Source organism: Blautia sp. HA9023 (assembly GCF_056504095.1).
Genome location: NZ_JBWLUR010000006.1, coordinates 246,185 through 273,138 on the forward strand (window position 1 = coordinate 246,185; position 26,954 = coordinate 273,138).

Annotated in this window: 23 protein-coding genes; 4 read left to right on the plus strand and 19 right to left on the minus strand. The window is 46.5% G+C overall.

Features of this window, described 5'->3' with window-relative positions; genetic code table 11:
• The first annotated feature begins 263 nt into the window (after positions 1 to 263).
• Entirely contained in the window at positions 264 to 1,196 is a 933-nt protein-coding gene (gene arcC / locus AC04Q6_RS05265; protein WP_021977904.1) for a carbamate kinase, read from the plus strand.
• Positions 1,197 to 1,474: 278 nt separating this feature from the next.
• Here arcC and nrdD read toward each other — a convergent pair whose 3' ends face one another.
• Complete coding sequence (gene nrdD / locus AC04Q6_RS05270; protein WP_021977905.1) at positions 1,475 to 3,610, minus strand: anaerobic ribonucleoside-triphosphate reductase; 2,136 nt, start codon at positions 3,608 to 3,610, stop codon at positions 1,475 to 1,477.
• Positions 3,611 to 3,785: 175 nt separating this feature from the next.
• Entirely contained in the window at positions 3,786 to 4,343 is a 558-nt protein-coding gene (locus AC04Q6_RS05275) for a hypothetical protein (protein ID WP_118070595.1), read from the minus strand.
• Positions 4,344 to 4,605: 262 nt separating this feature from the next.
• Here AC04Q6_RS05275 and asnA point away from each other — a divergent pair, with 262 nt between their 5' ends.
• Positions 4,606 to 5,616 (plus strand): aspartate--ammonia ligase, encoded by a 1,011-nt coding sequence (gene asnA, locus AC04Q6_RS05280; RefSeq protein WP_021977907.1) that lies wholly within the window; start codon positions 4,606 to 4,608, stop codon positions 5,614 to 5,616.
• A 48-nt stretch (positions 5,617 to 5,664) separates the two neighbouring features.
• A complete protein-coding gene (locus tag AC04Q6_RS05285) occupies positions 5,665 to 6,090 on the plus strand; it encodes a CBS domain-containing protein (protein ID WP_178704990.1) in 426 nt (141 codons plus the stop codon).
• A 176-nt stretch (positions 6,091 to 6,266) separates the two neighbouring features.
• Here AC04Q6_RS05285 and nagA read toward each other — a convergent pair whose 3' ends face one another.
• The 4 genes from nagA to AC04Q6_RS05305 form a co-directional block, all read right to left on the minus strand.
• The gene (gene nagA, locus AC04Q6_RS05290) at positions 6,267 to 7,370 is read right to left on the minus strand and encodes an N-acetylglucosamine-6-phosphate deacetylase (RefSeq protein ID WP_118063781.1); all 1,104 of its coding nucleotides are present in this window, start codon (positions 7,368 to 7,370) and stop codon (positions 6,267 to 6,269) included.
• A 200-nt stretch (positions 7,371 to 7,570) separates the two neighbouring features.
• Complete coding sequence (locus AC04Q6_RS05295) at positions 7,571 to 8,314, minus strand: amino acid ABC transporter ATP-binding protein (protein WP_021977910.1); 744 nt, start codon at positions 8,312 to 8,314, stop codon at positions 7,571 to 7,573.
• Positions 8,301 to 8,990: an amino acid ABC transporter permease gene (locus AC04Q6_RS05300; protein WP_021977911.1), complete on the minus strand. Its 690-nt coding sequence runs from the start codon at positions 8,988 to 8,990 to the stop codon at positions 8,301 to 8,303. Before AC04Q6_RS05300 ends, AC04Q6_RS05295 begins: the two co-directional genes overlap by 14 nt.
• A gap of 166 nt (positions 8,991 to 9,156) precedes the next feature.
• Complete coding sequence (locus AC04Q6_RS05305; RefSeq protein WP_021977912.1) at positions 9,157 to 9,933, minus strand: transporter substrate-binding domain-containing protein; 777 nt, start codon at positions 9,931 to 9,933, stop codon at positions 9,157 to 9,159.
• A gap of 353 nt (positions 9,934 to 10,286) precedes the next feature.
• Here AC04Q6_RS05305 and dapF point away from each other — a divergent pair, with 353 nt between their 5' ends.
• Positions 10,287 to 11,141, plus strand: a complete 855-nt coding sequence (dapF, locus tag AC04Q6_RS05310) for a diaminopimelate epimerase (RefSeq protein WP_118070591.1) — start codon at positions 10,287 to 10,289, stop codon at positions 11,139 to 11,141.
• A gap of 52 nt (positions 11,142 to 11,193) precedes the next feature.
• Here dapF and AC04Q6_RS05315 read toward each other — a convergent pair whose 3' ends face one another.
• From AC04Q6_RS05315 to glmM, 13 genes are all read right to left on the minus strand, one after another.
• A complete protein-coding gene (locus AC04Q6_RS05315) occupies positions 11,194 to 12,291 on the minus strand; it encodes a hypothetical protein (RefSeq protein ID WP_476389566.1) in 1,098 nt (365 codons plus the stop codon).
• 49 nt (positions 12,292 to 12,340) lie between these two features.
• A complete protein-coding gene (locus AC04Q6_RS05320; RefSeq protein ID WP_147343495.1) occupies positions 12,341 to 12,874 on the minus strand; it encodes a hypothetical protein in 534 nt (177 codons plus the stop codon).
• Positions 12,875 to 13,105: 231 nt separating this feature from the next.
• On the minus strand, positions 13,106 to 13,420 hold the full coding sequence (locus AC04Q6_RS05325; protein ID WP_021976910.1) for an AzlD domain-containing protein: 315 nt from the start codon (positions 13,418 to 13,420) through the stop codon (positions 13,106 to 13,108).
• Positions 13,410 to 14,129 carry an AzlC family ABC transporter permease gene (locus tag AC04Q6_RS05330; RefSeq protein WP_021976911.1) on the minus strand — a complete coding sequence of 240 codons (720 nt, stop codon included), beginning with the start codon at positions 14,127 to 14,129 and terminating at the stop codon, positions 13,410 to 13,412. The genes AC04Q6_RS05325 and AC04Q6_RS05330 overlap by 11 nt, the downstream gene beginning before the upstream one ends.
• Before the next feature lie 209 nt (positions 14,130 to 14,338).
• Positions 14,339 to 16,360, minus strand: coding sequence for an FtsX-like permease family protein (locus AC04Q6_RS05335; protein WP_476389567.1), 2,022 nt, complete (start codon positions 16,358 to 16,360; stop codon positions 14,339 to 14,341).
• On the minus strand, positions 16,353 to 17,120 hold the full coding sequence (locus AC04Q6_RS05340; protein WP_021976913.1) for an ABC transporter ATP-binding protein: 768 nt from the start codon (positions 17,118 to 17,120) through the stop codon (positions 16,353 to 16,355). Before AC04Q6_RS05340 ends, AC04Q6_RS05335 begins: the two co-directional genes overlap by 8 nt.
• 294 nt (positions 17,121 to 17,414) lie before the next feature.
• Positions 17,415 to 18,431, minus strand: a complete 1,017-nt coding sequence (locus AC04Q6_RS05345; RefSeq protein ID WP_476389568.1) for an ATP-binding protein — start codon at positions 18,429 to 18,431, stop codon at positions 17,415 to 17,417.
• Between the two features lie 7 nt (positions 18,432 to 18,438).
• Entirely contained in the window at positions 18,439 to 19,110 is a 672-nt protein-coding gene (locus AC04Q6_RS05350) for a response regulator transcription factor (RefSeq protein ID WP_021976915.1), read from the minus strand.
• A gap of 21 nt (positions 19,111 to 19,131) precedes the next feature.
• The gene (locus AC04Q6_RS05355) at positions 19,132 to 19,572 is read right to left on the minus strand and encodes an ACT domain-containing protein (RefSeq protein ID WP_021976916.1); all 441 of its coding nucleotides are present in this window, start codon (positions 19,570 to 19,572) and stop codon (positions 19,132 to 19,134) included.
• Positions 19,573 to 20,708: 1,136 nt separating this feature from the next.
• Positions 20,709 to 23,081 carry a ribonucleoside triphosphate reductase gene (locus AC04Q6_RS05360; protein WP_118168799.1) on the minus strand — a complete coding sequence of 791 codons (2,373 nt, stop codon included), beginning with the start codon at positions 23,079 to 23,081 and terminating at the stop codon, positions 20,709 to 20,711.
• A 216-nt stretch (positions 23,082 to 23,297) separates the two neighbouring features.
• The gene (gene hflX / locus AC04Q6_RS05365) at positions 23,298 to 24,533 is read right to left on the minus strand and encodes a GTPase HflX (protein WP_021976372.1); all 1,236 of its coding nucleotides are present in this window, start codon (positions 24,531 to 24,533) and stop codon (positions 23,298 to 23,300) included.
• 1 nt (position 24,534) lies between these two features.
• On the minus strand, positions 24,535 to 25,593 hold the full coding sequence (locus AC04Q6_RS05370) for a tetratricopeptide repeat protein (protein WP_021976371.1): 1,059 nt from the start codon (positions 25,591 to 25,593) through the stop codon (positions 24,535 to 24,537).
• 8 nt (positions 25,594 to 25,601) lie between these two features.
• Positions 25,602 to 26,948: a phosphoglucosamine mutase gene (gene glmM / locus AC04Q6_RS05375; protein ID WP_476389569.1), complete on the minus strand. Its 1,347-nt coding sequence runs from the start codon at positions 26,946 to 26,948 to the stop codon at positions 25,602 to 25,604.
• Positions 26,949 to 26,954: the final 6 nt, after the last annotated feature.

The following is a 26,954-nucleotide window of genomic DNA, read 5'->3' on the forward strand; positions in this document are numbered from 1 at the left end:
TTAAACATATTTCCTCTATATAATAGGTCTTGGATAGATGAAAAACCACTCTCTATCTCCCCCCTCAAAAAATAGTAGGAAATGAACCGCCTGACCGAATCAGGCGGTTTTTCCTTGTCTGAAAATTCACGGCCTGACAACTATCTGTAAACCGTATTCATCTAAAATTCTATTGCATTTCCAACATAGGTCTTTTATAATAAAATATAATACTCGTTACTATTGAACAGTAACCAATTTTAAAGAGAAATGAGGTATTTCCTATGAGCGAAAAAACTGTAGTAGTTGCATTAGGCCACCGAGCACTTGGTACCACACTTCCTGAGCAGAAAACAGCCGCCCGACTTGCAGCCAAGGCAATCGCAGACCTGGTTGAAGAGGGAACCCGCGTGGTAATCTCCCACAGCAACGGTCCGCAGGTAGGGATGATCCACACCGCAATGAATGAATTCGGCAAGGCACATCCTGATTATACATTTGCACCAATGTCCGTATGTTCTGCCATGAGCCAGGGTTATATCGGCTATGACCTTCAGAACGCCATTCGTGCGGAACTTATTTCCAGAGGAATCTATAAACCTGTCAGCACCATTCTCACACAGGTTGTCATTGATCCATATGATGAAGCATTTTCCGAACCGGAGAAGATCATCGGTCGTGTCCTGAATGCAGAAGAAGCAGAAGCCGAGGAAGAAAAAGGAAACTTCGTCACAAAAGTAGGGGAAGGACAGTACAGAAGAATCCTTGCAGCACCGAAGCCACAGAAGATCGTGGAGATCGAGACCGTGAAGGTTCTTTCCCAGGCAGAGCAGATCGTTATCGCAGCAGGCGGTGGCGGAATCCCGGTTCTTGAGCAGGGTACCCAGCTGAACGGTGCCAGTGCTATCATCGAGAAGGACCGTGCAGCAGGACTTCTTGCAGAGGAACTGAACGCAGATACTCTGATGATCCTTACAAGTGTTGAGAAGGTAAGCCTTAACCACAACACCGATCAGGAATCTTATCTGGATACCATCTCCACAGAAGATGCGAAGAAATACATTGCAGACGATCAGTTCGCTGCAGGCTCCATGCTTCCGAAGATAGAAGCAGGTGTTTCCTTCGTTGAAAAAGGCACCGGACGCCGTACCATCATCACCGATATGGCTCACGCCAAAGACGGATACTGTGAGAAAACAGGAACCATCATTAAATAATTATCTATAAACACAGAATATAAAGTGAAATATAAATATCCACTTTGCCATGACAATATCCCGCAGAGAACTGCTGATCCTGCCAGCAGCTCTGCGGGATATTTTTTATACCGGAAAACTGGCGCAAAAAAACACAGATACAGCGCATAATGCCATATCTGTGTATTTTTATAATCTATGTCTTAATCTGTATCCGTTCAGACAGGCATCAAAAATCCATACTTTACTGCCTGGCTCCGCATCAGAGAACGGTTCCTCTGCCAATCTGTCCGGCCATTTTACATGGATTTTCGCTCAGCGATCTCCGCCATCTTCGCCTCATTCAGACGGGTATCTCCATGAACACGGCTGTAGGAAAGATATCCGTTCATACGGTCGATCTTCGTCAGGTTTCTGGAACCGCAGACCGGACACACATCCATCTCCAGCTCCTCGTGACCACAATCATCACAGTATGCGAGAGAAAGGTTCACGCCCTCATAATACCCCAGATCCATGGCTCTGCGGATCAATGTACGGATGGCTTCTTTATTGTAGCCGATCGGATAACGTACATACTGGATCTTACCGCCATTGCAAAGCTCCCAGAAACGACCCTCCAGATCCTGTTTCTCGATCGGGGTTACATCCTCGGTTACATGGCAGTGGAAACTGTTGCTCACATATGGTCTGTCAGAAACACCCTCAATGATTCCGTACATCTTACGGAACTGTTCTACCTGAAGGCCGCAGAGACTCTCTGCCGGTGTTCCGTAGATTGCGTAAAGATAGCCATCTTCCTTCTTGTACTGATTTACCTTGTCATTGATATATTTCAGGACTTCCAGAGCAAAGGCACCATCCTCTGCAATGGATTTGCCATTGTAAAGCTCCTGCAGCTCGTTGAGTGCTGTGATACCAAAAGAAGCCGTCATCGGTTTCAGGATCTTGCCGATTTTTTCATTCGGTTTCAGATGTCCGCCGTAGAAACCACCCTCACAGTACGCAAGAGGATTGGTAGACGCACGCATCTGTCCCAGATACTCATACGTACGGATATGCAGATTACGGATCATTTCCAGATAGAAATCCAGAACTTCATAGAAATCTCTGCTCTCCGCCCTGGCCTTGGCAAGGATCATCGGAAGATGAAGACTTACCGCACCAATGTTAAAACGGCCCACAAAAACAGGCGTATCATTCTCATCTGCCGGTTCCATGCCGCCACGCTCATACCACGGACTTAAAAAAGCACGGCATCCCATCGGGCTGATGACTTTTTTGTATTTCTTGTACATGCTGGAAATATAGCCTGCTCCGGACATGGACAGCCAGTCCGGATACATGGTCTTGGAGGAGCACTCCACACCAGCCTCAAAAATATCCTCACAGCACTTTCCAGGACCGTGGATCTCTTTGTCATAGAGGAATACGATCTTCGGAAACAGTACCGGTTTCTTATGTCCGGCTTTTCCCTGGCCTCCCTGATGAACTTCAAGGAGAGAAACCGTACACATCTTCTCAAACTGCTCAGTTCCAAGACCAAGTGTTACTGTAACAAACGGATAATCGCCTCTGGAAGAACCAACCGTATTCAGCTTATACTCAATTCCCTGCCATCCCTGGTCATAATCCCTGCGGACTTTGTCAAGGGCATACTCGATCGCACGTTCCTCGCGGCCGCTCCAGCTCTCATCGGAGTATTTCAGAAATTCGGAAATATATTTATCATAGCTCTTCTTCGCATACGGTGCCAGGATCTTATCAACTTCCGGAACGGTAAAACCACCGTACTGCTGCGCCGCTGTGCTGAGGATGATATCGCCCATAACATCAAAGGCTGTGTCCAGAGTCTTCGGCTCATTATACCAGACATTACCCATCTCAAAACCGCCGCTTAAAACAGCTGCCACATCAAACAGACAGCAGTTCATAGTATCCAGACGTGCAGACTGATCATGAATATAAATATAACCGTCCTTACATGCCTGAAGCTCATTACGGTTCATAAAGAACTTCCGGTAAAGCTCCTTGTTCAGCTCATTAAAGATCAGGCTTCTCTTGGTTGCAACAAGCGCACTGTCTGTATTGGCATTGCTCTTATCACCGATGTAGCGGATGGCCTGGCTCTTGGTGTAAACGTCATCCATCATGTGGATGAAATCCAGCTTGTAATTCCGGTAATCGCGGTAGCTCTTGGCAACTGCAGGATTCACCCGCTCCAGTGCACCCTCCACGATGTTGTGCATCTCCTGGATCTCGATCTCATTTTTCCCAAGGGAATCCGCATGCTCCTGAGCAAAACGGCAGATAAAATCCTTCTCCTCATCGGAAAAAGTATAAAGGATACGCTCTGCTGATTTATTTACGGCAGCCACGATTTTCTGAGGATTAAACTCCTCTCTTGTTCCGTCTTTCTTAATCACATATAACATGACTCATCTCTCCCGAATACTATATATAGTATTGTTATTCTCTATATCTTGGTTTTTTTCTATATATTGTGCTAGGCATGAGTATACCACAGCTGGGAGGAAAAGAAAAGGGGTATTTCTGTATACAAGAAAATACAGACTCTTAGCACCGCATGATCTCACTGCAGAAATATTCTTACAAATTCATTCTGATCCATTCTACGATAAAATCCCATAACTGGGGAAACAAAGCAACCAGTGCCACTATAAGCCATATGATCCAGCTTATACTGTTTCTTTTCCGTCCTTCGTTCTGCTGCTTTTTCCCCTGGTTTGAAACTTCTGTACGGTTCCTGTCTGCCGTTGTTTTATTCATGGTGTTACCTGCCGGTACGGTCTTCCTTACAGTTGCAGCTGCATTTCCTGTATTTCGATTTCCATTTGGATTCCGGTTCGCACCTGCATTCCGGCCTGTATTCATATTCCGGCCCGTATTCATATTCTGGCCTGCATTCGTATTCCGGCCCATATTTGTACTCCGGTTCACTCTGCCGCCGCGCTGTGCTGTTTTGTCCACAGTTTGTCCATACTGTCGCATCATATCCCGCACTTTTGCGGAAGCATGCCTGTAATGTACATCCCGGGGTTCATTAAGATGGTAGAGTATTTCATCATTTCTGTAAGGCATCCCGCACAGCGAACACCTGCCATTTACAACCCTGCCGCCACAAACCTGACACTTCTCACCTGCCATAAACTCCCTCCATTCTGTCCGTTAAAACGGACATTCACATTTCTTTTTATCAATCGGACATTCGCATTCTTTCCTGCTGTATGTCCCTGAATGCGATCGCTTCACAATTTACATTCAGTATATCATATCACGCTCTCAATACCCAGTATTTTTCCCTGGTCCGGGACCGGACTTCACATCTCCTTATATTGCCACCCTGGCCATTTTCTGCTATAATACCCCACAGAGCAATAAGCCCAAAAATCATCAGGAGGAGCCGATAATGAACACAATCACAATCCCCGCAACCTATCATGCAGACCTCAACCTCCATGACACACAGATTGCGATCAAAACAGTAAAAGATTTCTTCCAGCAGACACTCTCCCAGAAGCTTAATCTTCTCCGAGTATCCGCTCCAACATTTGTAGCACCGGAATCCGGCCTTAATGACAACCTTAACGGTGTAGAACGCCCGGTAAGCTTTGATATCAAGGCTATCGAAGGCAGCAACGCCGAGATCGTACACTCCCTTGCGAAATGGAAACGCTACGCTCTGAAAAAATATGGTTTTTCTCACGGTGAAGGCCTCTACACAGATATGGTAGCGATCCGCCGCGATGAAGATCTGGACAATATCCACTCTGTTTACGTAGACCAGTGGGACTGGGAAAAGATCATCTCCAAGGAAGAGCGCACTATGGAAACTCTCAAGGAGACCGTACGCACCATCTACAGTGTCCTTCGTAAAACTGAGAAATACATGGCTGTACAGTACGACTACATCGAAGAAATCCTTCCGAAAGACATCTTCTTCATCACAACACAGGAGCTTCTTGACATGTATCCGGACTGCACACCAAAGGAACGTGAATACAAGATCGTCCGTGAAAAAGGTGCCGTATTCCTTATGAAAGTCGGAAAAACCCTCACAAACGGAGAGCGCCACGACGGACGTGCCCCGGACTACGATGACTGGGAACTGAACGGTGATATCCTTGTATACTATCCGGTACTTGACATTGCACTTGAGCTTTCCTCCATGGGAATCCGTGTTGACGAGGTTGCGCTTGACCGCCAGCTTACAGAAGCAGGCTGCGATGACAGAAGAGAACTTCCTTTCCAGAAAGCCATCCTGAACAAAGAGCTTCCGTACACCATCGGTGGTGGTATCGGACAGTCCAGAATCTGTATGTTCTTCCTGCGTAAAGCGCACATCGGAGAAGTACATGTATCTCTCTGGCCAAAAGAAATCACAGATGCTGCAGAGGCACACGGACTTCAGCTTCTCTAAAACATCTTGCAGATTTATTTATAATTTTTGCGGAAATGAGGTAATAACGTGAACATTCTGTTTTTTCTGATTCCCAAAAGCGAAGTCGCCTACATCTTCGAAGATGAGACCCTTCGCCAGACCCTTGAAAAAATGGAGCACCGCAAGTACTCCTGTATTCCCATTCTCACCATGGACGGCAAATATCTCGGCACCATCTCAGAGGGCGACCTTCTCTGGGGCATGCGCCGGGCAGACATTCACGACATCAGGGAAACAGAGGGCGTTCCCATCATGGCAATCCCACGCCGTGCCACCTATAAACCGGTCCACGCAGATTCCAATATGGAAGATCTCCTGGACCGCGCCATCAATCAGAACTTTGTGCCGGTTGTGGACGACCAGGGAGCCTTTATCGGAATCATAACCAGAAAATCTATCATCAAATACTGTTACAACGAAATGAAAGCCGCACAGGGCGCTGCTGAGGAATAAACTCAGCCACCAGCGCCAAACAACAAAAACAAGGCTCCGGTTCCCGGCATAAAGCGAACATTCTCATTCCGCTTTCCGGGAACCGGAGCCATATTTTATTCAGACAGACATTTTCACTTCCGGCAACAGTTTTGCAGTTTCTGTGCCGTTCTTTATCTGATTCACTCAGACCTTCATCAGATCACTCTCACGATATTCAGCTTCTCATCTGCAAGTACCATATCCGCACGTTTTCCAGGCACAAGAGAACCCACCTCTCCATAGATGCCAATGCTCTTTGCAGGATTTCTGGTAGCTGCAAAAATCGCTGTATGTTCCGGCACGCCCATTGCGATCACGCACTGCATACATTCATAGAGGTTGGTTGCGGAACCGGCAATGGTGCCATCCTCAAGAACTGCTTTACGGTTGTTCATGATAACCTTCTGGCCGCCCAGCTCATAAACACCGTTTTCCATTCCTGCTGCCATCATGGAATCGCTGATCAGTACGATCCGTTCTTCCCCGAACATCCGGAATGTATTTCTTACTACAGCCGGATGAATATGAATCCCGTCTCCGATCATTTCTGCCATACACAGCGGATCATCTGCCGCTGCTGCGATCACACCAGGCGCACGGTGTCCAAGCGGATTCATGGCATTGTACAGATGGGTTACATGATGGGCACCCTTTTCCATGGCTTTTGCCGCACAGTCATAATCCGCGCCTGTATGGCCGATGGAAATCACCACATCATCTTTAAGTGCTTCAATAAACGCCTCTGCGCCTTCCATATTCGGAGCCACAGTCACAACCTTTATCATTCCGCCGGAAGCTTCCTGACATTCCCGGAAAAATCTGATGTCCGGTTTGCGGATATATTCCTCTACATGTGCCCCCTTTTTCGCAGGATCCAAAAACGGTCCCTCCATGTTCAGGCCCACGATCCTGGCACAGCTGTCATTCTGCTCCACTTCTGTCGCGGAAGCAAAAATCCGGATCAGCTGTTCCATCGGAAGTGTCATTGATGTAGGACAATAGGAAGTAATTCCATGTGCTTTCTCATACTTGAGGATTTTTTTAAGGCCGGTGGCATCTGCATCTGAAAAATCATGTCCCACAGCACCATGGCTGTGAATATCCACAAGTCCCGGCAGAACCTTCAGGCCCGAAGCGTCAATTTCTTCTTTATCAGATACTTCCTCCTCACTGGAAACAATTCTGCCATTTTCCACATAAAGATCCATCTTCCGGTAACTGCCGTCTTCCTGAAAAACATTTCCATTTCGAATAATCATAGTTTTTTCCCTCTCCATTGTTTTTTATAAAAGTCCTTTTCACTGATCAGACTCCATATTTCCCCTTTTATCACTTTTCTTTCTGATTGTTCATTATAGCACATTTTTATCTTAAAATCTGTCATACAGAAAAAAACTGATATTTTCCTCCGGCAATTTCGTACCAGATATGGAAAATATCAGTTTTCAGTAATTGAAATTTATAAGGTTTTTGAAAGGAACTCACGAAGTCTCTTGTTCTTTGGATTGGCAAAAAATTCCTTCGGGGAATTCTCCTCCTGGATCTTTCCCTCATCAATGAAAAGAACTCTGGTTGCAACCTCGCGGGCAAATCCCATCTCATGAGTTACCACAACCATGGTCATACCGGATTTTGCAAGCTCCTTCATCAGTTCCAGAACCTCTCCGACCATCTCCGGATCAAGTGCGGATGTAGGCTCATCAAACAGCATCACATCCGGGTTCATGGCAAGGGATCTTGCAATGGCGATACGCTGCTTCTGTCCACCGGAAAGCATGTCCGGATAAGAATCTGCCTTGTCCGGAAGTCCGACACGCTTGAGAAGCTCCAGAGCTTTTTTCTCTGCTTCTTCTTTGCTCATCAGCTTCAAAGTTACCGGTGCCAGCATGATATTCTCTTTTACGGTTTTATGCGGAAAGAGATTAAACTGCTGGAATACCATTCCGATCTTCTGTCGGTGACGGTTGATATCTACCTTCGGATCTGTGATATCAGTTCCCTCAAAAAGGATTTTTCCCCCGGTTGGCTCCTCAAGAAGATTCAGCGAACGGAGAAATGTGGATTTACCACAGCCGGACGGTCCGATGATGGCTACTACTTCACCGCGACGGATCTGTGTGGTGATCCCGTTAAGGACCTGATTGCTGCCGTAGGCCTTCTGAAGTCCCTGCACGTCAAGAAGTACCTCATTACTTACGCTCATTGTTTCTCAGCCTCCTCTCAAGTCTTCCTACAAGGTATGTAAGGAAACAAACGATCACAAGATAAATTGCCGCTACTGCAAGCAGCGGGAACAGGGCACTGTAGGTCTGGCTTCGGATGATATCTCCGCCACGGGTCAGATCTGTAAGACCGATGTAACCACTGATGGAGGTCTCCTTCAGAAGTACGATCATCTCATTTCCAAGTGCCGGAAGGATATTCTTTACGGCCTGTGGAAGAATGATCTTGGTCATAGTCTGTGTATAGTTAAGTCCAAGGCTTCGTCCTGCCTCAAACTGTCCCTGATCAATGGACATGATACCGGAACGGACGATCTCTGCCACATATGCTGCGGAGTTCATTCCAAACGCAATGATGGCAACGATCACTTTACCCGGATCTACGGTAGCAAAAATAACATAGTAAACGATCAGCAGCTGTACCATGGTTGGTGTTCCACGGATCACAGTCAGGTAAACTCTGCAGATCACATTAAGGATCTTAAGTTTCCCCGTCTTATCATGTGTGGAACGGACAATGGCAATCAGAAATCCCAGAAAAACGCCAAGCAGCACCGCAAAGAATGTAATAATGATGGTGTTTTTCAGACCGGATACAATAAACTGCCAGCGGCTGTCGTCCAGAAAATTAAACTGAAACTGTTCAATAAGACTCAAAATTTCCACCCTTTCCAAAACTACAGGTTCCGAAATCCGGAAAAGTCCCCCGGATATCCGGAACCTGCGTGTAATTTTTGTAATTTTTCGTCAAGCGGATATTCGCGATCCGCATTCGCTACTTGCTCATAACTCAGTAAACTGCCAAGCAATTTATTGAGTTAATTTATTTCTGTACGATGATAACCTGCTCTGCGGTTGTATATGGATCTGTGAAATCAATGCTCTTCTTACGATCCTCTGTTACAGTCATTCCTGCTGCGCCAAAGTCAGCTTTTCCGGATTTTACTGCATTTACGATGGCATCAAATTCCATATCCTCAACCTTCAGATCGTATCCAAGCTTATCACAGATTGCCTGTGCGATATCAACGTCGATACCTACGATATTATCTCCGTCATAATATTCATATGGCTGGAATGTTGCGTTCGTTGCCATGGTCAAAGTTCCCTTGGAATGATCTGCATCCTTCGGAGTCTCATATGGAGTCTTGCCTGCATCATCACCGATGTAGTTGTCTCTGATGGAATCCAGTGTTCCGTCATCCTTAAGCTCTTTCAGTGCGTCGTTGAATTCTTTGGTAAGATCTGTGTTGTCCTTGGAAATACAGATCGCATACTCCTCTTTATCAAATACGTTATCGATAAGCTTAAGGTCATCATTCTTATCAACGAACTTCTTGGCCGGCTCGCTGTCGATAACCACGCAGTCGATCTTGCCCTGTTTCAGAGCCATTACTGCATCGTTACCTTTATTATATCTCTCTACTGTTGCATCTTTGATATCTGTAGCGATGGTGTCACCGGTAGTTCCAAGCTGAACACCGATCTTCTTTCCGGTAAGATCATCTGCGCTCTTGATCTCATCTGCTGCAAAAACAGCGGATGTCATGGATACTGTCATAGCTGCCGCAAGTGCAAGTGCCATAAATTTTCTCTTCATTTTTTCTTCCTCCTGAATTCTCTTGTACATCGCGAAAGGGGCTGCTTCTTTCTCTTAATGCAGCAGCGCATTTCGCGATGTACAGCATAATTATGCATCTCCGTGCATATTGCTTTGTTTTATGATACCATGTTTCTGACAAAATGCAAGCACATAAAATCCATAAATCCGAAATTCCCCTTCTATTTTATGGGAATTCCATGGGGAAAATTCACTTTTCGATAACAATTATCCAGTATACTATACTATCAGAGACAGCAACTGGAAAAAACTGGCGTGTTTTTTCCATGCGGGTCTTGTGCTCCAACAGAAAAACCAAGTATAATATTCAGAAACAAGAGGAGGTTATCATTATGAAATTCACGAAAATGCACGGCATTGGAAACGATTATGTATATGTAAACTGTTTTGAGGAGACTGTCAAAGATCCTGCCGCAGTGGCGAAATTTGTCAGCGACCGCCACTTTGGCATCGGTTCCGACGGTCTGATCCTGATCCGCCCGTCTGAGATCGCAGACTGTGAGATGGATATGTACAACCTGGACGGATCCCAGGGCGCCATGTGCGGAAATGGTATCCGCTGCGTTGCCAAATATGTCTACGACCACGGCATTGTGGACAAAACATCTTTAAGCATTGCCACAAGAAGCGGTATTAAATATGTAGATCTTACGATCCACGATGGCAAGGCTTCCATGGTAAAAGTCAACATGGGCTCCCCGATCCTCACTGCAAAAGAGATCCCGGTGGTTGCCGAAACCGAGCAGGTGATCAACGCTCCCATTACCGTTGACGGAAAAGAGTATCATATGACTGCAGTTTCCATGGGCAATCCTCATGCCATCATCTACGTAGATGATGTGGACAGCCTTGACCTGGAAAAAATCGGCCCGTCCTTTGAGAATCACGTTTGCTTCCCTGACAGGGTCAACACCGAGTTTGTTCAGGTGATCGACCGCCACACCGTTAAGATGCGTGTCTGGGAGCGCGGCTCCGGAGAGACTCTCGCCTGCGGCACCGGCGCCTGTGCAGTCACAGTCGCTTCCATCCTCAACGATAAAGTTGACGGCAGCAAACCGGTAACCGTACAGCTCCTTGGCGGAGACTTAAATATCTCCTGGGAAAGAGACGAAAATCTCATCTACATGACCGGTCCGGCAACTACGGTGTTTGATGGGGAGATTGATCTTGGGTTTTTAGGTGAATAAATGGAAATGGAGGGAGCTTTTTGTAGCTCCCTCCTGACATATTATACCTCTGTTATATTTCTGTATCTCCCCCTGCAAAGCGTCTCAGTTCTCCGGACATTTTGCGGTAGATATCTTTGTAGTGTGACTTGGGGGATACCTGTTTAATATTTAATTCGCTGCTTTTCTCATTGAATATCGCCCCCAGACGGTACCGGTTCCTGTACATGAGCAATCCATTTGCTTCTTCCAGAATCTGTTTTGCAAGCAATGAATCTGTTCTTCTGCAGAAAATCACAAATGTAAAGTATATTGGCTGTTTTTTCTCTTCTTTTCCAATATTTTCCTTCCAGAATTCCCCGAAAAAATCATTCAGCTGTTTTGTATGCTCGTCTTTCAAGGTTTCTGTTTCGATCACGGACAATATATGGACTTCTGAGGCCTCCGCTTTTTTATAAAAAACAGCATTTCCCTGATCTGAAAAATCGAATTCCCGCTCTTTTTCATAGCCATCCGCTACACAGGATTTCTTTATATTTTCTTTTACATGGTCATCTTCTTCATATGGATATATACTTGCACAGGTCCGTGGTAAAACCTTCAGCTCATTCGGCCAGACATAATAATGATCCTGACCCACAAAACTGAATGGCTTCCAGACTTTATCCCTGCCTGCGTAATATCGGAAACTTCGGTGATAGGTCATCATATAATAACTCCATGTAACTACATAGCCAATCAAAATCACCAAAAAAGAGACACAGGAAATACGTAAAAAGCTGCACATATACACAGCTACAATTTCAAAATCGCTGAACACAAACCGCTGTGACAATATAAATGCAATTTTGGACATAATTGCAAGTACCAGCGTAACCGCCTGCCAGAAAAAAATTCCTCTCTGATATGCGGCCCATTTGGATTTCTGAGATTTTTCCCGCATAAATCCCATTGCATACAAAGGATTCTCTTCCCCAAAACGGTTTGCAAATGGTTCAAATCTGAGATATCCAAACTTTCGAACAGCAATTATATACCCTACTACAGTTGCCATAAGCTGTTTTGTAGTATCATTGCCCAATTTCATAAAAAGAAATACATCATCCATAAGATATGCAATAACGAGTATTGCTATTAATGTTGGAATATTTATGTACTCAATAGAAAACATAGTAATCCCCCACGATATTTCTGATCAGGCAAACGGTAGTAATCTACATTCACTGCTTGCCATCACCCGTTTCGTTTTCAATTTCTTCTTCCTTTTCCTCCACCACCTCAACTATATCCAACAACTCCCTACGCATCCGAACATATTTAGATTTCTGTTTGGAATGTAGAAATGGCGGCATGAGCTTTACCTTCTGCTCTTCCATGCCCCAGCTTATATCTTTCACATCAAACCAGAAGACACCGTATATTTCTTTCATTCCAGGATCTTGTTCCTGCTTGCTTCGCCTGAACTTTCGAAGTGTTTTTCTTATTTGATAGATATCTTTATTCGTTATCATCGAAGTTTCTGCAAAAGCAAGGATGTTCAGATTTTTTCCTTCTGGCTTTTCATAAAAATCCCAGAACCTCCGGTCTTCTTTATTCCAGTACATTTTTTGGAATGTTGGTGCAGCATTTCTTCCAAAGTCAGATAATATGGCTTGTCTTACTTTTTCTGGTTTGTATATATCTCGGTAGCTTCTTTTATAGATTCTTGCATACCTTGCATATTTTGTATAGATCACGCTATAATAAATATCCACCGATACCCATCCTATGATAATCATAATAAAAAAGGGAAAACCCCCTCTGTAAGAAATACTGCCATTTCCTCAGAAAAGATTTTCCCGGTTATAGTTCATCTGTCTTAATTGTTGTGTCCCGGATACTTATCCCATATCTGTGTAATTGTTTTCCTGAAGCAGGATATTGTATCTATATTTTTTATTATACACATAATTATTTCCGAACACAATGTTTATTTATTTTATTTTTCAGATAAATACCAGAACCCTCTCCACAATAAACACCGCAGCACATGCCAGCAGCGCTACTGTGATCAGACTTTTCTCTTTATATGCCGCAATAAGCGCTACAAAAAATCCAGCGGCGCCGGAGATGATGCTGTCTGTGGCTTTCAGGATGGCCGGGAAGGTCATGGCTGCGAGACAGGCGTATGGCACGTAGTACAGAAAGGACTTGATAAAAGGGCTTTTGATCTCGTTTTTTGCAAGAGCGAGGGGCAGCATACGGATGAGATAGGTGACTGCTGCCATCACCAGGATATAGAGATATACATTATGACTCATGAGATGCTTCCTCCTTCTCTTCCACCGGACAGAAATAAGCTGCCAGGCCTGCTACCAGAAGTGTTGTGATAATGATCATAAATCCGGATGATACCTGTTTTAATACCGGTGTCACCGCAAAAATGGTGCTGACTGCCATGGATGCCACAACCACTCCAAGAACCGGTCTGCTCTTTTTGGACGGCGGGATGATGATGGCCAGGAACATTCCGTAAATGGCAACACTTAAGGCACTGAGCATAAAATCCGGAAGAAGGCTTCCGGAAATACCGCCTACCAGAGTTCCCAGAGTCCATCCGGGGATTGCCACACACATGGCTCCATAATTGTAAAATACGCTGACTTTTCCCTCCTGGGCCGCACTGATCCCGAAGATCTCATCGGTGATACCAAAGGCGGCGATATACTTCAGGATGCCGGATTCCTCACGCCGGAATTTCTGGGACAGGGAAAAAGACATCAGGCAGTATCTTAAGTTGATGATCAGCTGAGTCATTGCCATCTCCCACATGGAACCTCCCGCAAAAATAATGTCCAGTCCCGCAAACTGACCGGCCGATGTCAGGTTAGTCAGTGAGATCAGGACTGCCTGCCAGATACTTAAGCCTCCGGCAACGGCCATCATGCCAAAGGTGAACGACACCGCGAAATATCCCAGTCCAATGGGCACGCCATCCTTCATACCTTTTCTGAAACTTTCTCTTTTCATCGATTTCCTCCATTGTATGTATGTTAGCCAGGCACATAAGATCATCCGCGTTTACGGCCTGATCCTGTACTGTCACGAACCCGGTTGCACACGTAAATAGCGTGCCCGGAAACCCTTTACACGTCTCCTGACACGCTCTTTTATTGTAGCATTGCCATATCAAAACTTCAATACTTCGCAGCAAACACAGCTGTGCTTTTTCCCCGATTTTATGCTTTTTCTACGATTTTATAGTAAGATCTGGCTGTCATGGAGTAAATCAGTCCATAGACCAGCGCAAAAGCCAGAACCGTTCCTGCTGTACAACCCACGTACAGTTTTGTATTGGCCATTCCAAACAGCAGCAGGAGCCGGCGGATCAGCGGAAATGCCATGGAAATATGCACCATCGCCATCACAAGCGGGATAAAAAATACCAGAAGGATCTGTCTGCGGATGGCACCTTTTACCTCTCTGCGGCTCATGCCCACTTTCTGCATAATCTGGAACCTTCCCTGATCTTCGTAGCCTTCGGAGATCTGTTTATAATAAATGATCATCGCCGTTCCCATAAGGAACAGTGCTCCCAGAAAGATTCCAATAAACAGGATACTTCCATTATCCACATAATAAGTTTCATACTCACTCTGGCGGACACCACCGATCACGATGGTATTCTCAGAAAAACCACTACTGTGGCAGTAATCTTTCAGTGCCTGATAAACAGCCTGGCCATACCGGATCTTTTCCTCACTGCTGCCACGGATATCTACACCGAGATGAACCGTGAGATCTTTTCCCGCCTCGTAGGCATCAAGTCCTTCGTACATCTTTGTCCGGAGCCCGTCAATATACTCAAAGTCCGAATCCGTTACAACAATTGCCGCCATATTGGAAACCAGATTGGTCATCGCACTTAAAGGTGCTTTTTCCAGCCATTTCTTTACTGCAAAATCCCGGTCATCAATTTTTAATATGTCGTTTTCCTTTTCAGACGGATACCAGGCAAAGATCTCGCCATCGTGGAGATCTGTTTTTTCCCCGGTAAGTTTCTCATACTCAGACTGGCGGATTGTATACAGGTCTACGGAATTCCCATCTTCCGAGTAACTGTAGGCCTGTCCGATCATAATGCCGTTTTTTCCATGCTTGCAGCCAATCTCAAGATACATTTCAGTCACTGTTTTTTCTGCAGGCACCTGATAATCTTCGATTGCCTGTGCAAAAACCTTCTGAAACTGTTCACTCTGTTCCTGGCTGATACCGGAGATTTGGGCATCCGTATCAAAAGGATACCGGTTCACCATAATGTCCCCCATTCCAAAATACAAAGACACCGTCATGGAAAGGAGCAGGAGTACACCGGTACTTAAGATACAGATACTTGCCAGGCCTGCCGCATTCTGTTTCATACGGTAGATCATGCCGGAAACACTGATAAAGTTGCTGGTTTTATAGTAGAACTTTTTGTTCTTCCGAAGCAGTTTCAGGATCACAATACTTCCTGCTGTAAAAAGAAGATACGTTCCTGCCATGACCAGAATTACCGCCAGAAGAAAAATGAAAATTGCCTGGATCGGGGATTCCGTGGTTACTGCCAGATAATATCCCACGCCAAGACAGATCATACCCAGAAGTGCCATGAGCCATTTTGCCCGGGGCTCCCTCTCTCCTGTGTTTCCGCCTTTCAGAAGTTCTACCGGATTATTCATCTGCACTCTCGCAAGGTTCAGTGCAAGGATAATAAGAAAAACAGCTCCAAATCCTGCCACACAGAACAGAATTCCCGTGATGGATATATAAAATCCCAGAACTGCCGGAACATGGAGAAAACGAAAAAGCAGAAGCAGCGAAAGTTTACTGCCAAGGATTCCAAGCCCGATTCCTGCTATCATGGAGATCAGTGAAGTCATAATTGTTTCCAGAAACATCACTTTTCCGATATGGCCTTTTTCCAGGCCCAGAATATTATAAAGTCCAATTTCTTTCTGGCGCCGTTTCATAAGAAAACTGTTGCTGTAGATCAGAAAGATGACACAGAAAATTCCAACAACCACTTCACCGGTTCCCACGATCAGCCGCACTTCTGATGCCTGGGGCACTGCTTTCTCCAATGTGGGACAGTCCCGGAGAAATTCCATCATATACATCATAGCAATACAGAAAATACAGGTAAGCATATAGGGAATGTAGGTGCTCCGGTTGTTGCGGATGTTCTGTACTGCCAGTTTTCCAAACAATCCTCTACGCATGGCTCTCACCGCCTGTCGTAAGGATCGTCAGGGTATCTGCGATCATCTGATACATTTCCTGTCTGGTTTTTGTGCCACGGTAGATCTGGTGGAACACCTGTCCGTCCTTGATAAAAAGGACTCTGGATGCATGGCTGGCTGCCTGTGCACTGTGGGTTACCATGAGAATGGTCTGGCCTTCCTGATTCACTTCATTGAACATGGAAAGAAGATCGGACGCCGCACGGGAGTCCAGCGCTCCGGTTGGTTCGTCCGCAAGGATCAGCCTGGGATCTGTGATCAGCGCTCTTGCAACTGCCGCCCTCTGTTTCTGTCCGCCGGAAACCTCGTAGGGAAATTTTTCCAGAAGCTGGTCAATGTGAAGGGCTTTTGCAATGGGGCGGATCTTCTGTTCCATCTCCTGATAATCTTCGCCTGCCAGCACAAGGGGAAGATAGATGTTATCCCGGAGACTGAAGGTGTCCAGAAGGTTAAAATCCTGGAATACGAAGCCTAAGTTTTTCCGACGAAATGCGGAAATCTCTTTTTCTGTCAGGTGGGTGATGCTTTTTCCTTCCAGAAGTACTTCACCGGATGTTGGGCGATCCAGGGCTGCCAGAATGTTCAGAAGCGTTGTTTTTCCGGAACCGGACTCTCCCATGATCGCCACATATTCTCCCTCTTCCACTGAAAAAGTCACATTGGAAAGTGCCTGTACTTTGTTTCCGCCGAAGCGGGTGCTGTATATCTTTTTTACATTTGTTACTTCCAGTAATGCCATATGCCAATTCCTTTCTTATCTGTGTTTGCAGCGTTCCAGGGAATTCGTGCATCACATTCTATAGCAGTCCCAGGAATCAATGCATCAAAAGAAAGTTGTTCAGAGCATGACGTGCTGAACTTGATGCAGGAATTTATGGAAATACTATAAGTGACTGAATCCGATGCAGGAATTACCTGTGTCGCTATATTATGTTTTCAGTATAAGAAAATTCTCCGGCGGCTGCCATCGAAGTGGCTTACATTTTGCGGGGGAAGCTTACATTTATGTAAGGTTGGCTTCTGCAAAAAAATTTCAATACATATCCAGCTCTTTTTTCCACAGGCTCAACCGGACTTCCGTGCCTTTATCCACCTGGGAATCCACAGTGATCTCATGGCCCAGCTTTTTCAGGATCTTCCGGCTTAAATACAGTCCGATCCCGGTGGCGCGGTTGTCCTCCCGGCCGTTGACTCCTGTGTAGCCTTTTTCGAAGATCCGTGGAAGGTCTTCTGCCTGGATTCCGATGCCGGTGTCTGCGATGACAAGGATTGCCGGTGCTGTATTCGATGTCCGGTTTCCACGCTCATCCTCCAGCCAGATTTCAATGCCGCCCGTTCTTGTATATTTCAGCGCATTGGAAAGTATCTGTCCGATAACAAAACCGAGCCATTTTTCATCGGTGAGAACGGTCGCATCTGTTCCCTCATAGGACAATGAGAGCTTTTTTGCCACAAAGATCCCTGCATATTTATGGATCTGTTCCCGGATGATCCGATCCAGAGAAGACCGGGCAAGCTTCAGGTCTGCGGACATGCCTTCTGTTCGAAGGTAGCCCAGCACCATCTCTACATACTGTTCAATGCGAAAAAGCTGTGCCAGGGATTCCCGGTTCCGCTCCGGTTCCTCCTGAAGCAGCAGACGCAGGGCAAAGATCGGCGTCTTAATCTGATGTGCCCACATGGTATAGTAATCCGTCATCTCTTCCAGGGAACGCTGCCGGTCTGTCTCCACCTCCATCCGCATGCCGTCCAGCTTGCGGATGATCTCCCGGTAAAGAAGTTCCACCTCATCGGTGGTCTCGTCCAGACGATCCAGATTGATCTCCGGAGCTTTTTCCACCAGGCAGAGCGTCTGAGCCTTCTGCCGGTAGCGGACATACCCATATAAAAAAGCGGCAGCTCCTGCTCCAAGCCACAGAACTGCCATATAGATCACTGCCTCAGCGGGAAGCTGGTACAGGCAGACCACTGCTGCCGATGCAGCCACCGCAAAAACAAAGGCAATGAGAAAAATTTTTGTCTGTTTCAAATATGCGCGTAATAATTCCATAAAAACCTCACACCATGTAGCCCAAACCTTTTCGCGTGATAATAAAATCCACAAGGCCTGCTGCCTCCAGTTTTTTACGAAGGCGTGTAATGTTTACGGTCAGGGTGTTGTCGTCCACAAAACTGTCACTTTCCCACAGTTTCGTCATAATGGCATCTCTGGATACCGGTCTGCCTGCCTGGGAAAAAAGCAGCTCCAGGATACGCAGTTCATTTCTGGTCAGTTCCAGCTCCACCCCGTTCCAGGTCAGCGTAGCCCCGGAAAGGTTGAGCACTGCTCCCTTATGTTCCAGTACATTGCCTGGATTTCCAAAGGAATAGGTCCTGCGGAGGATTGCCTGGATCTTGGCTACCAGTACATCCATGTCAAAAGGCTTGGCGATAAAATCATCTGCTCCACGGCTCATGGCCATGACCATGTTCATATTGTCGGCTGCGGAGGAGATAAAGATCACCGGCACCTGGGAAACTTTTCGGATTTCCTCACACCAGTGGAAGCCGTTATAAAAGGGAAGTTTCAGATCCAGAAGAACAAGCTGAGGATCTTTCCCCGCAAATTCCTGCAGTACATTGGAAAAATCCTCAGCCAGAAAAACTTTATATCCCCAGGAACTGAGATGTTTTTTCAGAAGATTCGCGATTGTTTCGTCATCTTCTACAATAAAAATACGATACTTCATTCCTGTTCGTCCTTTTTATGTTTACGCTTCTTCCGCTCCATCCGGATCTACCAGGCGGTTCAGAACCTTGAAGCCATTGTTACGGAGAACACTCTCTGCAACAAGAAGATCCTCACAGTGCATGATCGCTACCGGGACTTTCAGGCCTCTGTGGAAGAAGGTGTAGATGTAGTGAAGGTTTACGTTGCTGTCGCCCATGACACTTAAAAGTTTGTCCAGGCCGCCGATCTCATCCTGAAGATCCACCAGGATGGCCTGAGTGATACGGGTCATGTATCCGTTTTCAGCCATGATCTGATCTGCTTTTTCCGGATCATCGCATACCATACGGAAGTTTGCGAATTCCGGTGCGTCGAAGCAGCCGAAGCCGTAGATGTCGATCTGATTCTCTGCAAGAATCTTTGTAACTTTCTGAAGACTCCCTGGGGTGTTTTCTACGAAGACGATGTTCTGTTTTACCATGATGTGTTTCCTCTTTTCTTTTTATTCTTTTCTTATTTTTTTATTTTAGCATGAAATTTGCGGGAAGTGAATCCCTTCCCAGGGTGGAGCATTTCGCATGTGGCGGATTCCCTTCCGGGATGGAGCATTTCCACATACGGTGGATTCCCTTTCCAGCGGGAGTATTTTGCATGCGGCAGGTATATCTCCTTCCGGCGGGAGCATTTCGCATGCGGCAGGTATATCTCCTTCCGGCGGGAGCATTTCGCATGCGGCAGGTATATCTCCTTCCGGCGGGAGCATTTCGCATGCGGCAGGTATATCTCCTTCCGGCGGGAGCATTTTGCATGCGGCAGGTATATCTCCTTCCGGCGGGAGCATTTTGCATGCGGCAGTTGCGAGGAGGGGAAGCATTCATAGTTGCGAAGGCCATGCTCCCCTCCTCGCGCTCCACCCCTCCCGGCCACGCCGCTGTTCTGCGCTGTGGAATGTGTTGCTTTGCTGGTGAGGTGATGTATTCTACGGTGTTGGTTGTTGTAGGTTGTGCCGATATGAGTGGATGTTCTACTGTTATCTCATTACTGACAAATACTAATACAATATCCCATAATTTAAGCATCCATATTACATCATATCCCCCATTATAATGACACACTTAATCATATTCACAAACACTCTTCTACCAAAAACACAGGGAACAGGCCCGCTACGCGGGCCGCTTTCCCGTCCGCCCTCATCCATCGGCTCAGCCTGGCGTCCTCGATACTGTCGAATCCATCGCCCCACCAAAAACGTCACACACACCACAACGTACGCTCTAAAAAAGCGTGCCCAGAAAGGGGGAGCGCGAGGGGGAAATACGCGGGCTTCGCAACTCCGAGCGCTTTCCCCCTCGCAAATTTCCGCCGGGAAACAATTCCCGGATTTCCCCCGCTGTATCACAGCGATACGTTTGCATTCATACATTAAAGCGTAACGCTTTTAATCACTAAATTTTGAATATAAGTATACCATCCTGATAAGAAATGTCAACCACCTTTTCCAAAACAAAAATCCCCAACATAAAAAACAAAAATAATATATAAAAAAGCCGGACACACATCCAACAGACATGCGTCCAGCTATACATTTTTTACTTGCAGTTATTTTGAAAGAGCTCAATCCAGTTCTTCATCCACATACTTCTGTATATTAGAAGCATTCACATACTTCTTAACCTGCGCTCCGTCAGTGATCACAAGTGTAGGCGCCTGACGGATCCCGTACTGCTTAACAAGTTCGGGATTCTGCTCGGCATCGATGATCTCCAGTTCCTCACCTTCCAGCATTTTCTTTGCCATACGGCAGTTTGGACAGGTGCTGGTCGTGAAGAGATATTTGTGCGATGCCACCGGCTGGATCTCAACCTCGTCGCCTTTCATGGTCATCATGCTGGTGTGTACCTTTTTCAACTGGGAGTGGGTAATATCATAGAGGGTACGGTTCTTGTACTCCTGTGTCTTACCATCATTCCAGTTCTGTACCGGACGGTAGTAGCCGGTGATACGGCTGTAAACTTCAGCCTTCTTTCCACATTTCGGACAGGTGAAATGCTCTCCGCTGATGTAGCCATGCTCCTGACATACGGAATAGGTCGGAGAAATGGTGTAATACGGCAGGCGATAATTCTCTGCGATCTTACGTACCAGAGACGCTGCTGCCTTCCAGTCCGGAAGTTTCTCTCCCAGGAATGCGTGGAATACAGTTCCGGATGTATACAAAGTCTGCAGATCATCCTGAATATCCAGTGCGTCAAAAATATCAGCGGTATAATCAACCGGCAGATGGGAGCTGTTTGTGTAATACGGAGTATCGCCCTCTTTTCCTGCTGTCTTGATATCCGGATAACGGCTTCTGTCGTGTTTGGCAAGGCGGTATGCGGTGGATTCCGCCGGTGTTGCCTCCAGATTGAAAAGCTCTCCCGGATACTGCTCCTGATAGTCAGAAAGACGGTTTCTCATATGCTCCAGAACCTCTTTCGTAAACTTCTGGGTCTCCGGATCTGTCATGTCTTTTTTCAGCCAGCATGCATTTAAGCCCGCTTCGTTCATTCCCACAAGACCGATGGTGGAAAAATGATTCTCAAAACTTCCAAGATATCTCTTGGTATACGGATACAGTCCCTCATCCAGAAGTCTGCTGATCACATCTCTCTTGATGTGAAGAGATCTTGCGGAGATATCCATCATGCGATCCAGACGCTGATAAAATTCCTTCGGTGTTCTGGAAAGATATGCAATACGTGGCATATTGATAGTTACAACACCTACAGAACCTGTACTCTCACCGGAACCGAAGAAACCGCCGCTCTTTTTGCGGAGCTCACGGAGATCCAGGCGGAGACGGCAGCACATGCTGCGGATGTCGCTCGGTTTCATATCACTGTTGATGTAGTTGGAAAAATACGGAGTACCGTACTTGGAAGTCATCTCAAAGAGAAGTCTGTTATTCTCGGTATCGGACCAGTCAAATTCCTTTGTGATGGAATAAGTCGGGATCGGATACTGGAATCCACGTCCGTTGGCATCTCCCTCGATCATGGTCTCGATAAATGCCTTATTGACCATATCCATCTCTTTCTTGCAGTCTTTATACTTGAAGTCCATATCCTTGCCGCCTACGATGGCAGGAAGTTCTGCAAGGTCATCCGGAACAGTCCAGTCCAGTGTAATATTGGAAAACGGTGCCTGGGTTCCCCAGCGGCTCGGTGTGTTCACCCCATATACAAAAGACTCAATGCATTTCTTCACTTCCGGATAAGAAAGGTTGTCCACCTTTACAAAAGGAGCCAGATAGGTATCAAAGGATGAAAATGCCTGTGCGCCTGCCCACTCATTCTGCATGATACCCAGGAAATTTACCATCTGGTTACAGAGCACGCTTAAATGCTTGGCCGGTGCGGAAGTGATCTTACCCTCGATTCCGCCAAGGCCCTCACGGATCAGCTGTTTCAGGGACCATCCTGCACAGTATCCGGTCAGCATGGACAGATCGTGGATATGGATATCCGCATTTCTGTGTGCCTCCGCGATCTCATTGTCATAGATCTCAGACAGCCAGTAATTGGCAGTAACAGCTCCGGAGTTGCTTAAGATCAGTCCTCCTACAGAATAGGTTACTGTTGAGTTCTCTTTTACACGCCAGTCCTCAACCTTTACATAGCTGTTTACGATTTCTTTATAGTCAAGGATGGTAGATTTCATATTGCGGATCTTCTCACGCTGCTTGCGATAAAGGATATACGCCTTGGCAACATCGGAATATCCTGCCTGGATCAGTACGTTCTCCACACTGTCCTGGATATCCTCCACAGAGATCCGGTTGTTCTCGATCTTATTCTGAAAATCCGCAGTAACACGAAGTCCCAGAAGGTCGATCATATCCGGACTGTAATTCTTGCCCTTGGCATCAAACGCCTTATCAATGGCTGCGGTGATCTTCCCCATTTTAAATTCGTCTAATTCACCGTCTCTTTTTACTACCTGAAACATAAGAAAATGCCTCCCTCATGCATATATTTATAAAGCGGACTCTCTTATTCCGCCTCACTTACCTGCCCATGAACATACCCCGTTTCACGATCTATGTTCAAAGCGCTGTAGGCTTATTGTATCAGACACACTCCTTTGCGTCAACACAAAAAGCACCATATATAGTGTCCATTTTGTTCACGGTACTATATATGGTACTGAGTAGTTTTTTTAACATTATGTAACTTTCGGATAGATTTCCCGCGGAACCCTTGCTTTTACAGCAATTCCGCCTTCTGTATACTCTTCCGAAAGAAGCTGTCCATACTCACGGATCAGCTGGATCTGACCGGCCTCCGAATACGGAAAAAGCCGCTCCATATAAATCTGGCCTTCTGCAAGGATCTCAGAGAGCAGTTCCTTAAATTCTTCAAGTCCTTCTCCTGTCCGTGCGGAAATCTTCAGCGTATGATCTGCACGGAGATCCCGGAGACTTTCCCCGGAAACACGGTCCTGCTTGTTAAAAAGTGTGATCGTCTTTTTCCCAAGGGCGCCCAGCTCTTTCAGGGTCTCATATACGATATGCATCTGCATCTCCGCCTGGGGATTGGACTCATCTACCACATGAATGATGTAGTCCGCATATTTGGCTTCTTCCAGGGTACTCTTGAAGGCTTCTACCAGATTGTGGGGAAGCTTCCGGATAAATCCTACAGTATCCGTAAGAAGAAGCTGCTGTCCGTCATCCAGTGTCAGAAGACGTGTGGTCGGGTCCAGCGTGGCAAAAAGCTTATCCTCCGAAAGCACCGACGCACCGGTCAGTGTATTCAGAAGCGTGGATTTTCCCGCATTGGTGTAGCCGACAATAGCCGCAGTCTTCAGATTTCCTGCCGCTCTTCTGGAACGGAGCAGTTCCCTGTGCTTTTCCACCTGGGAAAGTTCCTGCTTCAGTGCGGAGATCCGGTTTCGGATCAGACGGCGGTCTGTCTCCAGTTTCTTCTCACCGGGACCTCTGGTACCGATTCCTCCTCCAAGCCTTGAGAGAGAAGAACGAAGTCCCACAAGACGTGCAGAACGGTAACGGAGCTGTGCAAGCTCTACCTGGATCTTACCTTCGCTTGTCACGGCACGCTTCGCAAAAATGTCAAGAATCAGCAAGGTACGGTCCATAACCTTGCATTCCAGTTCCCGCTCCAGATTGTTCATCTGAGCAGGAGAAAGCTCATCGTCACAGATCACACCGTTGGCATTCAGGGCATAGAGAAGGCCTTTTACCTCCTCGATCTTGCCTTTTCCGATATAGGTGCCAGGATGTATTGCCTCGCGGTTCTGGATGATCCTGCCAGCAACGTATGCACCTGCTGTAGCCGCAAGCTCTCCAAGCTCATCCAGGGATTCTTCCATGTCATCCCCCAGATTTGCCTGAACCCCGATCAGGATGACCCGGTCCTGTATTTCCTCAAAATATTCCATATCAGCCCTCCGAAGACGTTCTGGTTTTCAGGAAAGCCAGCTCTTTTTTGGCAGCGGAATCTTCCGGGAACATATCAACATATTCCTGTGCCTTGGTCAGTGCGGTGGCAAAATCCAGTTTTTTCTCATAGGCTACGATCTCGTTGAACAGAAGGCTCTGCATCTCGTCTGTGGTAGCAGTCGGGAGACCTTTTGTAATGTTATCAAGAGCAGAATCATAATCCCCATTCCGGATATCACACAGTGCCAGGCCGTTATATCCCTTGGCGGAATCTCCCACTGCGGAAATATACTGTTTATACATTGCCTGGGCATTTTCCACATCATCCTGAGCCAGATATACCATTCCCAGGAGAAGAAGAGCTTCCGTATTATCCTTCTTGGTTGCTTCCAGGAGCTCTTTTTTTGCATTGCTGTAATCTTCCATATAATAGTAAACGCGGCCTCTGTCACAGTGATCCTGCGCGTCCTTGGCCTCAGAAGAAAGGGCAGCCTCCAGATATCTGGTTCCGTCTGCTTCCATATCTTTATCCAGATACGCTTCATAGATCTGGATCGCCATATCATAGGTGGAGTCCTCTCCATAGGCCTGCTTAAAGTTCGATGCCGCTTCCTCGTAGGAATCCATGGCAAGGGCAACTTTTCCGGTAAGGAAATAACTGCTGGCATCCATGGAAAAATCTTCTCCTAATGTCTGGCAGTCTGCCATGGCGTCCTCATAATTTCCAGCTTTCAGCTCTGCGGTGGCACGGTAAGACAAAATATCCCTGCGCAGGCTTTTACTTACCCGGTCACAGCCCAATGCCTCTGTAAAATTATTCACCGCATCCTCATATTTGCCAAGACGCAGGCTTGCAATCCCCGCCCCACGGTAGGACTGTGCCAGTTTTACCCCGTTCTGGATAGAACTCTGGTACTCCTCCAGGGCATACTTGTAGCTTCCCTGAGAAAGATCTTTACCCGCCTGCTCGTATGTTTTTGTTTTTTCACTGCCGCAGCCGCCCAGAAGCAAAGCTCCTGTAACGGCTGCAAGAATCAATACGGTCTTTGTATTTTTCATGGAATTCCTTATTCTACAACAAGCCCTTCGGCTTCCATTACATCAACAACACTGTCTACATATTTATGGCAGAGTTCATCGGTTCCTGCTTCTACCATAACACGGATCAGCGGCTCTGTACCGCTCTCACGTACCAGGATACGGCCATCATCGCCAAGTGCCTCTGCCGCAGCCTCGATGGATGCTTTTACCTTCTCATTCTCCAGTGCTGTTTTCTTGTCGGAAACGCGCACATTGCGGAGAAGCTGCGGGTAAACCTTCATCTCCTTGGCAAGGTCGCAGAGTGTGGCTTTCTGGTCCACACATGCTTCCATGATCATCAGGGATGTGAGGATTCCGTCACCGGTAGCAGAATAACGGCTGAAAATAATATGTCCGGACTGCTCACCGCCGATACTGTAATTGTTTTCCATCATATTCTCGGCAACGTATTTGTCACCGACTGCAGTCTGCTCGTAGTCGATGCCTTCCCGCTCAAGGGATTTGTAAAGGCCAAGGTTTGACATAACAGTTGTTACAACTGTATTTCCGTTCAGCTGTCCTTTTTCTCTTAAGTATTTACCGCAGACATACATAATCTTGTCACCGTCAATGATGTTTCCACGGTGGTCTACGGCGATACAGCGGTCTGCATCACCATCGTATGCAAAACCGATATCCAGACCTTTATCTACCACAAATTGTCTCAGAACTTCAATGTGTGTGGAACCGCACCCACGGTTGATGTTGGTTCCGTTCGGCTCATTATTGATTACGTAAGTTTTTGCACGGAGTGCGTCAAAAACACTCTTGGCAATGGCGGATGAACTTCCGTTGGAGCAGTCCAGTCCCACCTTGATATTCTTGAAATCGTGGCATGGGATAGAGATCAGATGTCCGATATAACGGTTTCTTCCAGATGCAAAATCAACCGTACAGCCGATATCTTCTCCGGTTGCCAGCGGAAGTTCTTCGATCTCTCCATCCAGATAAGCCTCGATACGTGCTTCAATATCTGCGGAAATCTTCTGTCCGTTCTCATTGAGGACTTTGATTCCATTATCGTTAAACGAATTATGGCTTGCGGAAATCATGATACCGCAGTCAAAATCTTCTGTACGTACCACATAGGATACACTTGGAGTTGTGGTTACATGAAGCAGATAGGCGTCTGCTCCGGATGCGGTAAGTCCTGCCGCAAGGGCATACTCAAACATGTAACTGCTTCTTCTTGTATCCTTGCCGATCACGATCTTCGCCTTGTGATCTCTGCCGTAATACCAGCCAAGATAACGTCCCACACGAAATGCATGATCTGCTGTAAGTTTTACATTTGCTTCACCACGAAAACCATCTGTTCCGAAATATTTACCCATAATGCT

Bases quoted from the DNA above. Each gene is read 5' to 3' on its own strand.
- arcC (WP_021977904.1), top strand. From the start codon at position 264: ATGAGCGAAAAAACTGTAGTAGTTGCATTAGGCCACCGAGCACTTGGT.
- nrdD (WP_021977905.1), bottom strand. From the start codon at position 3,610: ATGTTATATGTGATTAAGAAAGACGGAACAAGAGAGGAGTTTAATCCT.
- AC04Q6_RS05275 (WP_118070595.1), bottom strand. From the start codon at position 4,343: ATGGCAGGTGAGAAGTGTCAGGTTTGTGGCGGCAGGGTTGTAAATGGC.
- asnA (WP_021977907.1), top strand. From the start codon at position 4,606: ATGAACACAATCACAATCCCCGCAACCTATCATGCAGACCTCAACCTC.
- nagA (WP_118063781.1), bottom strand. From the start codon at position 7,370: ATGATTATTCGAAATGGAAATGTTTTTCAGGAAGACGGCAGTTACCGG.
- AC04Q6_RS05295 (WP_021977910.1), bottom strand. From the start codon at position 8,314: ATGAGCGTAAGTAATGAGGTACTTCTTGACGTGCAGGGACTTCAGAAG.
- AC04Q6_RS05305 (WP_021977912.1), bottom strand. From the start codon at position 9,933: ATGAAGAGAAAATTTATGGCACTTGCACTTGCGGCAGCTATGACAGTA.
- dapF (WP_118070591.1), top strand. From the start codon at position 10,287: ATGAAATTCACGAAAATGCACGGCATTGGAAACGATTATGTATATGTA.
- AC04Q6_RS05315 (WP_476389566.1), bottom strand. From the start codon at position 12,291: ATGTTTTCTATTGAGTACATAAATATTCCAACATTAATAGCAATACTC.
- AC04Q6_RS05325 (WP_021976910.1), bottom strand. From the start codon at position 13,420: ATGAGTCATAATGTATATCTCTATATCCTGGTGATGGCAGCAGTCACC.
- AC04Q6_RS05330 (WP_021976911.1), bottom strand. From the start codon at position 14,129: ATGAAAAGAGAAAGTTTCAGAAAAGGTATGAAGGATGGCGTGCCCATT.
- AC04Q6_RS05335 (WP_476389567.1), bottom strand. From the start codon at position 16,360: ATGCGTAGAGGATTGTTTGGAAAACTGGCAGTACAGAACATCCGCAAC.
- AC04Q6_RS05340 (WP_021976913.1), bottom strand. From the start codon at position 17,120: ATGGCATTACTGGAAGTAACAAATGTAAAAAAGATATACAGCACCCGC.
- AC04Q6_RS05345 (WP_476389568.1), bottom strand. From the start codon at position 18,431: ATGGAATTATTACGCGCATATTTGAAACAGACAAAAATTTTTCTCATT.
- AC04Q6_RS05350 (WP_021976915.1), bottom strand. From the start codon at position 19,110: ATGAAGTATCGTATTTTTATTGTAGAAGATGACGAAACAATCGCGAAT.
- AC04Q6_RS05355 (WP_021976916.1), bottom strand. From the start codon at position 19,572: ATGGTAAAACAGAACATCGTCTTCGTAGAAAACACCCCAGGGAGTCTT.
- AC04Q6_RS05360 (WP_118168799.1), bottom strand. From the start codon at position 23,081: ATGTTTCAGGTAGTAAAAAGAGACGGTGAATTAGACGAATTTAAAATG.
- hflX (WP_021976372.1), bottom strand. From the start codon at position 24,533: ATGGAATATTTTGAGGAAATACAGGACCGGGTCATCCTGATCGGGGTT.
- AC04Q6_RS05370 (WP_021976371.1), bottom strand. From the start codon at position 25,593: ATGAAAAATACAAAGACCGTATTGATTCTTGCAGCCGTTACAGGAGCT.
- glmM (WP_476389569.1), bottom strand. From the start codon at position 26,948: ATGGGTAAATATTTCGGAACAGATGGTTTTCGTGGTGAAGCAAATGTA.